This window comes from uncultured Frigoribacterium sp. (assembly GCF_963515265.1).
Taxonomy (GTDB): Bacteria; Actinomycetota; Actinomycetes; order Actinomycetales; family Microbacteriaceae; genus Frigoribacterium.
Genome location: NZ_CAUPYL010000088.1, coordinates 1 through 10,169 on the forward strand (window position 1 = coordinate 1; position 10,169 = coordinate 10,169).

Consider the following 10,169-nt stretch of genomic DNA (forward strand, 5'->3'; position numbering starts at 1 on the left):
GTCGTGCCAGGCGTCGTCGCTCTCGACCCGGATCGCGCCCACGCCGAGGCCGAGGCCCGCGACGAACGGCTCGGGCAGGGCGGAGGCGACGGAGGCCGTGAAGGGCGAGCCCGAGCGGAGGGCGGCGAGCAGCACCCGCACCACGTCGGCGAGGGAGGCGCCCTCGGCGGCGCGCACCGTCACCGCGAGCGGGCGGTAGCGCAGCAGGTCGCGCTCGAGGCCGAGCTGGCTGACGTCGCGGGCGACGCCGAACTCGGAGGCCCAGAAGTGCTCGTCGGTGGCGACGGCCGCGGCGACCAGGTCGGCGTCGGCTCCGAGCGACGGGGTCGCGGCACGGAGGGCGGCGGCGACGGCCCCCGAGGGCCGCGCCTCCTTCGCCGCAGCACCGACGAGGGTCGTGGGCGTCCAGGACCCGAGGTGCACGAGGTAGTTCGGGCCGCCGGCCTTGGCTCCGGCTCCGACCGACGACTTCTTCCAGCCGCCGAACGGCTGGCGTCGGACGACCGCGCCGGTGATGCCGCGGTTCACGTAGAGGTTGCCGGCCTCGACGCCGTCGAGCCAGGTCGACAGCTCGGCCGGGTCGAGGGTGTGCAGCCCGGCGGTGAGGCCGTAGTCGGTGGCGTTCTGCAGGGCGATCGCCTCGTCGAGGGTCGCGGCCGTCATGACGCCGAGCACCGGGCCGAAGTACTCGGTCAGGTGGAACTCGCTCCCCGCGGCCACGCCCGCGCGCACGCCGGGCGACCAGAGGCGGCCGGTGTCGTCGAGCTGACGGGGCTCGACCAGCCACGACTCCCCGGTGCCCAGCGTCGTGAGCGCGCGCTCGAGCTTGCCCGAGGCCGGCTCGATGATCGGGCCCATCTGCGTCGTGGGCTCGGACGGCCACCCGACGCGCATGGTGGACGCCGCATCGACCAGCTGGCGGCGGAACCGCTCGGAGCGGCCGACCGAGCCGACCAGGATCACGAGGCTCGCGGCCGAGCACTTCTGCCCGGCGTGGCCGAACGCCGACTTGATCACGTCGGCGGCCGCGAGGTCGAGGTCGGCGCTCGGCGTGACGATGATCGCGTTCTTGCCGCTCGTCTCGGCGAGCAGCGGCAGGTCGGTGCGCCAGCTCGTGAACAGCGCGGCCGTCTCGAAGGCACCGGTGAGGATCACGCGGTCGACGGAGGGGTGCGAGACGAGGTGGCGGCCGAGGTCGCCCTCGTCCACGTCGACGAGCCGGAGGAGGTCGCGGGGCACGCCGGCCTCCCACAGCGCCTCGACCATGACGGCGCCGCAGCGCTTCGCCTGGCCGGCCGGCTTGACGACGACGCTGCTGCCCGCGGCGAGCGCCGCGAGCGTCGAGCCGGCGGGGATCGCGACGGGGAAGTTCCACGGCGGGGTCACGAGCGTCAGGCGCTCGGGCACGAAGTCGGCTCCGTCGACGACGTCGAGCTCCTCGGCGAGGTGGGCGTACCAGTTGGCGAAGTCGATCGCCTCGCTGACCTCGACGTCGCCCTCGGCGACGGTCTTGCCGGTCTCGCTCGCGGCGACCTCCATCAGGTCGGCCCGTCGGGCGGCCAGCGTGACGGCGGCGGCACGGAGCACCTCGGCCCGGCCCGCGCCTCCTCGTGCCGCCCACGCGGGCTGTGCCGCGACCGCGCCGGCGACGATCTCGTCGAGCACGGAGGCGTCGGCCACCCGCGCCTGCTCGATGAGGTCGACGCCGAGCACCGAGTCGGCCGAGCCACGCTGGATCTCGCGGCCCCAGGCGCGGTTGTCGGCCTTGGCGGGATCGGTGTCGGGCTCGTTGTCGAAGCCGCTGCCGGCCTCGCGCGGCCGGAGCGCCTGGGCGTCGTCGAGCCGGCTCTGCACGCGGTGCGGGGCGGGCGCCTCGACGTCGACGTCGGCGAGCGAGGCGAGGAACCGGCCCTTCTCGCGCTCGAACATCGCCTCGTTCGAGGCGAGCTCGAAGACGGCCGACATGAAGTTCTCGCTCGAGGCGTTCTCCTCGAGGCGGCGGATCAGGTAGCTGATGGCGACGTCGAACTCGCGTGGGTGCACGACCGGCGTGTAGAGCAGCAGCCCGCCGACGTCGGCCTTGACGAGCTCGGCCTGGCCCTCGGCCATGCCGAGCAGCATCTCGAACTCGACGCGGCCGCCGACGCCGCGCGCCTCGGCGAGGAGGTGCGCGAAGGCGATGTCGAAGAGGTTGTGGCCCGCGACGCCGATCTTGACCGCACGCGTGCGCTCGGGCGTCAGGGCCCAGGCGAGCACGCGCTTGTAGTTCGTGTCGCTGGCCTGCTTCGTGTCGTAGGTGGCGAGCGGCCACTCGTGCACGACGGCGTCGACGGTCTCCATGGCGAGGTTCGCGCCCTTGACCACGCGGACCTTGATCGACGCACCGCCCGCGTCGACCCGTCGGGTCGCCCACTCGGTCAGCCCCTGCAGGGCGCCGAGGGCGTCGGGCAGGTACGTCTGCAGCACGATGCCGGCCTCGAGGCCCTGCAGCTGGGGCTGGTCGAGGAGGCGCGTGAAGACCGCGATCGTCAGGTCGAGGTCGCGGTACTCCTCCATGTCGAGGTTGATGAACTTCGGCTCCCGCGAGCGGGCGGCGAGCTCGTAGAGGGGCGTGAGCTTCTCGACGACGCGCTCGACGGTCTCGTCGAAGGCCCACATCGACAGCTGGCTGACGATCGACGACACCTTGATCGACACGTAGTCGACGTCGTCGCGCTCGAGCAGCGCCCGGGTGCCCGCGAGGCGGTGCTCGGCCTCGGCGTCGCCGAGCACGGCCTCGCCGAGCAGGTTGAGGTTGAGGCGCGTGCCCTCCGCCTTGATGCTGCTGATGGCCGCGCCGAGCTTCGCGGGCCGGGCGTCGGCGATGAGGTGGCCGACCATGCCGCGCAGCACGCGTCGGGCGACGGGCACGACGACGCCGGGCAGCACGGGGGCGACGACGCCGCCGACCCGGACTGCTCCCCGCATGTACCAGGGCAGGAACGCGGGCACCTGCGAGGCCAGGCGCGACAGGTTGCGGGCGGCGACGCTGAGGTCCTCGGGGCGGACGACGCGGTCCACGAACCCGATCGTGAAGGCGAGGCCCGACTCGTCCTTGAGCACCTGGGCGAGCAGGTGGGCCGAGTCGGTGCTGGGCGCCGACGGCGCCTCGTGCGCCCAGCGACGGGCCAAGGCGACGGCGTCGTCGCCGATCGACTCGGGGAGGGCTGCAGCTGCCGGCCGGGCCGGCTGGTCGGTGGTGGTCATGCGGTCACGATAAGACCGGAACTTGCCAGGTGGCAAGGTTTGACACACGACCGTAACGTGGCGGTCGGCCGGCGCCTCCTGCCCAGGCGACCGGCGCCTCCTCGGCCCCGACCGCGACCGACCCGTCCTCTGGTGGGCGGGCCTCCCGGCTGGTATTTTCACCTCGTCGCCGAACCAAGGGGTCCGGTGACCTCACCCCACGTCGGAGGCGCGCAGATGGCGATGATCGAGGCCTCGGGCCTGACGAAGACGTACCGCTCGAAGTCGGGCCCGGTGCACGCGCTGACGGGCTTCGACCTGACCGTGCCCGAGGGCACCGTCAAGGCGCTGCTCGGGCCCAACGGCGCCGGCAAGACGACCGTGGTCAAGATGCTGACGACGCTCGAGGTGCCCGACTCGGGCACGGCGCACATCGCCGGGATCGACGTCGTCGCCGACCCGCAGTCCACGCGGCGCACCATCGGCGTCTCGGGCCAGTACGCGGCGGTCGACGAGAACCTCACGGGCTTCGAGAACCTCGACATGATCGGCCGGCTCTACCACCTCGGCGCCAAGGTGTCGCGCGAGCGAGCCCGTGAGCTGATCGACGTGTTCGACCTCTCGGCCGCCGGCGACCGCCCGGTCAAGGGCTTCTCGGGCGGCATGCGCCGACGCATCGACCTCGCGGGCGCCCTCGTGACGAACCCCCGCGTGCTGTTCCTCGACGAGCCGACGACCGGGCTCGACCCCCGCAGCCGCCTCGCCCTGTGGGACATCATCACCTCCCTCGTCGCCGGCGGCACCACGGTGCTGCTGACGACCCAGTACCTGGAGGAGGCGGACCGGCTGGCCGACGACATCGCCGTCATCGACGGCGGGCGCGTCATCGCCGAGGGCACCGCCGACCACCTCAAGGCGCAGGTGGGCGGGCACCGTCTCGTCGTCGCGCTCGTCGACGAGGCCCGCGCGGCCCAGGCGCTCGAGGTGCTGCGACGGCACGGCGACGCCGAGCCGTCGCTCGGCAGCGACGGCCGTCAGGTCGAGGTCGCCGTCACCGACGGCCCGACCGCCCTGCAGCGCACCCTGGCCGACCTCGGCGCCGCGGGGATCGAGCTGCACGACGCCGGCATGCGTCGCCCCACCCTCGACGACGTGTTCCTGCAGCTCACCGGGCGCAAGGCCGTCGACGACGACGACCCCGACACAGGCTCCGTGCCCACCGGGGGCCGGGCAGGCCGCGCCGGCCGTCGCGACGAGAAGAAGCCCGACGAGAAGAAGGAGGCGCGGCGATGACCACGACGACGAGCGCGCTCGCGCAGACCCTCACGCCCCTGGGCCCCTCGGGGGTCGGCACCTGGGCCTCCGACGGCTGGACCGTGACGAAGCGCAACCTGATCAAGGTCAAGCGCTCGCCCGACATGCTGATCTTCGCGGTGCTGCAGCCGATCATGTTCGTGCTGCTCTTCAGCCAGGTCTACGGCGGCGCGATCGCCGTGCAGGGCACCGACTACACGCAGTTCCTGATGGCCGGCATCTTCGCCCAGACCGTCGTCTTCGGGTCCACCTTCTCGGGCGCCGCCATGGCGCAAGACCTGAAGGAGGGCATCATCGACCGGTTCCGCACCCTGCCGATGAGCCCGTCGGCGGTGCTGATCGGCCGGACGAACAGCGACCTGGTGCTCAACTCGATCTCGATGGTGATCATGATGCTCACCGGGCTCGCCGTCGGCTGGCGGGTGAACACGCCGCCGCTGATATTCCTCGGGGGCATCGCGCTGCTGCTGCTGTTCAGCTACTCGTTCAGCTGGGTGATGGCGCTGCTCGGCATGAGCGTCAAGACGCCGGAGACGATCAACAACGCGTCGTTCATGATCCTGTTCCCGCTCACGTTCATCTCGAACGCCTTCGTGCCGAGCGACACCCTGCCGACCGTGCTCCGGGTCTTCGCCGAGTGGAACCCGGTGTCGTCGCTCGTGCAGGCCGCGCGCACGTCGTTCGGCAACCTGGGCGACACCCCCGTGCCCGACATCTGGACGCTGCAGCACCCGTACGTCACCGTGCTCGTCGGCCTCGCGGTCATGCTCGTCGTGTTCGTGCCGCTGAGCATCCGCAAGTTCCAGCGGATCAGCTCGAAGTAGCCGCCACCTCGTCGCGCACGGCGTCGTCGAGCTGCTCGGTCGGCACGGTCACGACCGTGCCGATGACGAGCCGCATCAGGTCGGCCACCTGCACCTCGTCGCGTCGGTACAGCCACTGCAGCTGCAGGCCGTCCTGAACGGCCAGCACGACGCGGGCCGCCGACTCGGCCGTGAACCCCTCCCGCAGCCAGCCGCGCGACTCCGCGACCGTGAGGTACGCCGAGGTCGAGCCGATGATGCGGTCGTAGTGGTCGGCGTAGTAGTCGTGCGCCGGGTGATCGCTCGACGTCGCCTCGGCCGACGCCGTGATGAACAGCGAGATGACGGCGGGCACGTCGACGTTGTACTCGGCGAGCGCGACCAGCTCGGCCAGGCGCATGCCGCCCTCGTCGTCGAAGTGCTGCCGGAGGCGCTCGTCGCGTCGACGGAGGACGGCCATGAGGAGCTCGTCCTTGGTCGCGAAGTAGTGCATCAGCGACTGGTGCGACACCCCGCAGCTGCGGGCGATCTCGCGCAGCGAGGCCCCGTGGAAGCCGACCTTGCCGAAGACGGGCAGTGCCGCCTCGAGGATCGCCTCGCGCTTGGCGACGCCCTTGCGGTAGCGGCCGGGCGGGGCGGCGGGCTCGTCGAGTGCGGACATCGGGGCCAGCCTAAGGCGGGCGGCGGACGATCGCACCGCCTCCTGGTCCCCCATGCGCCGAGCGTAGGCTCGCCGCGTGAGGTGGTCGCTGCTGCGCATCCCGGCGTTCCGCGCCCTGTGGGTCGGACGTCTGCTGTCGTGGGTGGTCGGCGGGCTGGCTCCCCTCGCACTGGTCTTCGCGGCCGTCGACCTCGGCGCGGACGCGACGCAGCTCGGCCTCGTCGTGGCGGCCCGTGCGGTGCCGAACGTCGTGCTCGTCCTCGTGGGCGGCGCCCTCGCGGACCGGCTGCCGCGGCGCCTGGTGGCCACCGCCTCCTCGGTGGTCTCGGCCGCCTCCCTGGTCGCTGCGGGGGTGCTCCTGCTGACGGGGAACGAGACCCTCGTGACGCTGGCCGTCGCGGCGGCCCTGACAGGCGCAGCCGCCGCGTTCTTCGGCCCCGCCTCGAGCGCGATGCTCCGCGACGTGCTCGTCGAGCCCCTCGTGCGCGACGGCACCGTGCTCGCACGGATCAGCATGAACGTCGGCCTGATCGTCGGCACGGCCCTCGGCGGGGCGCTCGTGGGCGTCGCGGGGACGGGCAGCGCGCTGCTCGTCGGCGCCGGGCTGTCGGTGGCGGCGGCGCTGGCGTTCGGGCGCGTCCCGCGATCGGTGACCGGCGCCTCCGGCTCCGGGTCGCTGCTGCGCGACCTGGGCTCGGGGATCGGCTTCGTCGCTCGGTCGCCGTGGCTCCGAGCGACCCTGGCGCTCGCGTTCGTGCACCAGCTCAGCTTCGCGGGCGGGGTGCAGGTGATCGGGCCGCTCGTGGCGGACGAGTCGTTCGGCCGCGTGCTCTGGGGCTTCGCCGGGGCGGTGCAGACCCTCGGCCTCGTCGTCGGGGCCGTCTGGGCGGGCCGGCTGCGCGGGCGGCTGCGCCTCGCGGTCGCGTGCCTGGCGACGTCGGCGCTGGTGCTGCCCCTGGTGCTGCTCGCCGGTGCGCACGTCGACCAGCCGGAGGTGCTGGACGCGCCGTACGTCGACCCGCTGCACTGGGCGTTCTGGCTCTGCCTCGGCCTCTTCGTGTCGAGCGTCGGCCTCGAGCTGTTCACGGTCCCGCTCGACGTGGCGATCCAGACCCTCGTGCCGCGCGCCTACCTCGGCCGGGTCTTCGGGGCCCTGACGCTCGCGACGCTGGCCGGCATCCCCGTGGGGGAACTCGTGGTCGGGCCCCTCGCCGGCCGCTTCGGAACGCCGACGGCCCTGCTGGTGCTGGCCGGCCTGATCGCCGTCGTGGCCGTGGCGGTGGCCGTCAGTCCGCGGGTGCGCCGGATCGACGCACCCGCGGTCCTGTCAGCGGACGAGCGGGTCGGTCAGGAGCCGTTCGATCAGCGGTAGTCGCCGCGTGCGATCGCCTCGGCGTACTTGCGCACGTCCGGGCCGGGCTCGTAGTCGATGAAGCGGCCCTTGAGACGCTCGTTCAGCGCGGCGAAGGCGGGCTCCCAGTCGTCGCCCTCGTGCTCGGCCGCGACCTCGCGGACGGCGTCCTGCAGCACGCGGTCGGCGTCGGTGAGCATCTTGTCGCGAGCTTCCTGGTTCCAGGTCACGTCGGTCAGATCTGCCATGGTGCTGTCCCCTACTTCTTCTTCGAGAGGGCCGACTCCTTGTGAGCCGCCTCCGCGTCGGTCTTGTCGCTCTTCACGATGAAGTACGGCTCGTCGTCGGAGGCCTTGAACTTCTGGCCGTCGAACTGGAACTCCTTCACGCGCTTGTCCACCACGGTGCCGTGGGTCTCGCCCTGCGGCGTCTTCCACGTCACGTGGTCGCCCTTGCTGAACGTCATCGTGCCTCCTCAGGCTGTCGGATGCGCTGGACGGTACCCGCGCCTCCTCGGGCCTTCCCGGGCGGGGCACAGGCAGGGCGGCTCAGACGGAGATGCCGCCGTCGGTCGTGATCAGCTGGCCGGTGACCCAGCGACCCTCGGGCGACATGAGGAACCGGACGGTGCGCGAGACGTCCTCGGGGGTGCCGAGGCGGCCCGTCGGCTGCATCGCGGTCAGCGTGCGGCGGGTGTCGTCGTCCATCCAGCCCGTGTCGACCGGTCCGGGGTTGACGGCGTTCGACGAGATGCCGAGGTGCGCCAGCTCGCGGGCGGCCGCGATCACGATGCGGTCGAGGGCCCCCTTGCTCGCGCCGTAGGGAAGGTTGTGCACGGTGTGGTCGCTCGTGAGCGCCACGACGCGGGCCCCGTCGGGCAGCTCGTCGAGGGGAGGCAGCTGCTCGGCCAGCGCCTTGATGCTCAGCCAGGCGGCGCGGGTGTTGACGGCGAAGTGCAGGTCGAAGGCCTCGACCGAGGTGTCGAGGATCGACGAGTCGACGCTCTGCGAGTGCGACAGGACCAGGCCGGAGACGGGCCCGAGGTCGGCGTTCACCTGCGCGAAGAGACGGGCGGGGGTCGCCGCGTCGGAGAGGTCGGCCTGGTAGACGCGGGCCCTCTGCCCGAGGCCCTCGACCTCGGCGACCAGCTCGGAGAGGTCGCCCGGGCGGGCGCCCCAGCTCATGGAGTCGTCGTACGGGTCCCAGGTCGCGAGGGCGAGGTCCCAGCCGTCGGCCGCGAGGTCGCGGGCGACGGCCCGCCCGATGCTCTCGCGCCGTCCGGCGCCGGTCAGGAGGCAGGTCTTCATCGACATGGGGCCAGCGTAGGGGGCTGGCTGCCTCGCGCGACGTTCACGTCCTCCTTCGCCCTCGCGCTCGCTTGCTGTGATCCACGATCGAGTTGCCTCTTTCTGCTGCCTCACGCCGCGCGAGGCAGCATGAAGGGCAAGTCGCCCGGCTCGTCGAGCGAAGTCAGCGCGGGGGCTCGTCGCCCGAGGTCAAGGCGCGAGCTCGTCGAGCAGGGCGGCGAGCCGGTCGAGGTCACGCTCGACGGCCGCGACGTCGGCCGTGAAGTCGGCGTCGGAGGTGCCCGGCCGCCTGAAGAGGGTGAAGACCACTTCGCTGCCCTGGTCGTTGGCCAGCACGCGGAGGGGGTTGTGCACGACGGTGCCGTCGGGGAGCGTCACGTCGTGGTCGAGGACGCCCAGCTCGACGGGCCCGGTGAACGCCACCTCGACGACGCCCATCGGCGAGTCGGCGAGCCACCGTCCGGCCTCGTGCCGGACGCCGCTGCTGAGGCCGGCCGCCCACGACGGCAGCTGAGCCGGGTCGCCCGCGACCCGCGACACGGCGGCGACGTCGTGCTCGATCGGACGGGAGACGTGCACGGCGGGCCAGGTCATGCGGGGACGGTACCAGCGCGCCCGTCGCTCCGCCACGACGATCGAGTTGCCGCTTCGTGGGCCTCTGGACCCCGTCAGGCCCCGCGAAGCGGCAAGCCACTCGCCGCTGCGGCGGGCACCAGCGCGTTGAGCTCGTCGACCAGCCGGGCCGTCCGGTCGACTCCGAGCCTGAGCACGAGGGACTCCGAGAACCAGTGCGCCCAGACGTCCTCGACGTCACGCACGGTCACGGCCCCCTCTGCGAGGAGCACACGGGCCAGGTCGAGGGCCTCCGGCTCGTACTCGTCTGCCGGAGGCCCCTCCGGCGTGCCGGGCTCGAGACCGTACGGGTCGACCGCGGTGAGGACGGCCAGGACCGCCGCGACGGTCTGCCGGTGGCGGCGGGCACCTTCTCTCATGTCGTCGACGTCCTCCCCTAGTGCCCGCGTCGCGCCTGCCAGCGGTTGACGAAGAAGACCACGACGCCGAGGACCGCCAGCACGATGCCCATCACGAGCCAGACGGGGTCGTCGCCCGGGCTGCGCCCGAGCATCGCCCGGACGACCAGGAGAAGGCCGACCACCACCGCCACCCACGGCAGGGAGTCTCGCAGAGGGTTGGACCGCAGACGCCTGAAGCGCCTCGGGACCGGCTTCTCACCGTCGGTGCTCTCGCTCATGTGCGCCAGCATGCCAGGCCGGTCGGGCTGGTGGAGCAGCCCTCGAGGTTCGTGGCCGAGCCTCCTCGTCTTTCAGGAAGCTGCGGCGCTCCGGTCCTGATCCGTGCACGGATCAGGAGAACCAGTCCCCCTCTCGCGAGGATCAGGACTCGTCTTCCTGAATGAGGAGAGCAGCAGGAGGCGCGGTGCGGGAGCGCAGGAGGCGGGGGTCAGCGGCCGCGGCGCGGGCGGCTGCGGCCGGTGCCCCGCTGCGGCC

Annotated in this window: 11 protein-coding genes; 3 read left to right on the plus strand and 8 right to left on the minus strand. The window is 72.6% G+C overall.

Features of this window, described 5'->3' with window-relative positions:
• Positions 1–3,246: bifunctional proline dehydrogenase/L-glutamate gamma-semialdehyde dehydrogenase (locus RWM17_RS08675; RefSeq protein ID WP_314102754.1), on the minus strand; the 3,246-nt coding region annotated here is incomplete at its 3' end.
• Between the two features lie 216 nt (positions 3,247–3,462).
• On the opposite strand from RWM17_RS08675, the gene RWM17_RS08680 reads away from it, so the two are divergent.
• Both RWM17_RS08680 and RWM17_RS08685 read left to right on the plus strand, forming a co-directional pair.
• Positions 3,463–4,518 carry an ATP-binding cassette domain-containing protein gene (locus RWM17_RS08680; RefSeq protein WP_314102771.1) on the plus strand — a complete coding sequence of 352 codons (1,056 nt, stop codon included), beginning with the start codon at positions 3,463–3,465 and terminating at the stop codon, positions 4,516–4,518.
• Positions 4,515–5,363 (plus strand): ABC transporter permease, encoded by an 849-nt coding sequence (locus RWM17_RS08685; protein ID WP_314102757.1) that lies wholly within the window; start codon positions 4,515–4,517, stop codon positions 5,361–5,363. Before RWM17_RS08680 ends, RWM17_RS08685 begins: the two co-directional genes overlap by 4 nt.
• Here RWM17_RS08685 and RWM17_RS08690 read toward each other — a convergent pair.
• Positions 5,350–6,003, minus strand: a complete 654-nt coding sequence (locus RWM17_RS08690) for a TetR family transcriptional regulator (protein WP_314102760.1) — start codon at positions 6,001–6,003, stop codon at positions 5,350–5,352. The genes RWM17_RS08685 and RWM17_RS08690 overlap by 14 nt on opposite strands.
• A 76-nt stretch (positions 6,004–6,079) precedes the next feature.
• Here RWM17_RS08690 and RWM17_RS08695 point away from each other — a divergent pair, with 76 nt between their 5' ends.
• Entirely contained in the window at positions 6,080–7,375 is a 1,296-nt protein-coding gene (locus tag RWM17_RS08695) for an MFS transporter (protein ID WP_314102763.1), read from the plus strand.
• Here RWM17_RS08695 and RWM17_RS08700 read toward each other — a convergent pair.
• The 6 genes from RWM17_RS08700 to RWM17_RS08725 all read right to left on the minus strand — a co-directional run bounded on the left by RWM17_RS08700 (position 7,366) and on the right by RWM17_RS08725 (position 9,913).
• On the minus strand, positions 7,366–7,602 hold the full coding sequence (locus RWM17_RS08700) for a hypothetical protein (RefSeq protein WP_123547884.1): 237 nt from the start codon (positions 7,600–7,602) through the stop codon (positions 7,366–7,368). The two genes, RWM17_RS08695 and RWM17_RS08700, sit on opposite strands and share 10 nt — an antisense overlap.
• Positions 7,603–7,613: 11 nt before the next feature.
• Positions 7,614–7,820, minus strand: coding sequence for a DUF2945 domain-containing protein (locus RWM17_RS08705; RefSeq protein ID WP_209561539.1), 207 nt, complete (start codon positions 7,818–7,820; stop codon positions 7,614–7,616).
• Between the two features lie 82 nt (positions 7,821–7,902).
• Positions 7,903–8,667 (minus strand): SDR family oxidoreductase, encoded by a 765-nt coding sequence (locus tag RWM17_RS08710; protein ID WP_314102766.1) that lies wholly within the window; start codon positions 8,665–8,667, stop codon positions 7,903–7,905.
• 183 nt (positions 8,668–8,850) lie between these two features.
• A complete protein-coding gene (locus tag RWM17_RS08715) occupies positions 8,851–9,255 on the minus strand; it encodes an SRPBCC family protein (protein WP_314102767.1) in 405 nt (134 codons plus the stop codon).
• Between the two features lie 74 nt (positions 9,256–9,329).
• Complete coding sequence (locus RWM17_RS08720) at positions 9,330–9,653, minus strand: hypothetical protein (protein WP_314102768.1); 324 nt, start codon at positions 9,651–9,653, stop codon at positions 9,330–9,332.
• A gap of 17 nt (positions 9,654–9,670) precedes the next feature.
• Positions 9,671–9,913, minus strand: coding sequence for a hypothetical protein (locus tag RWM17_RS08725; protein ID WP_314102770.1), 243 nt, complete (start codon positions 9,911–9,913; stop codon positions 9,671–9,673).
• Between the last annotated feature and the right edge of the window lie 256 nt (positions 9,914–10,169).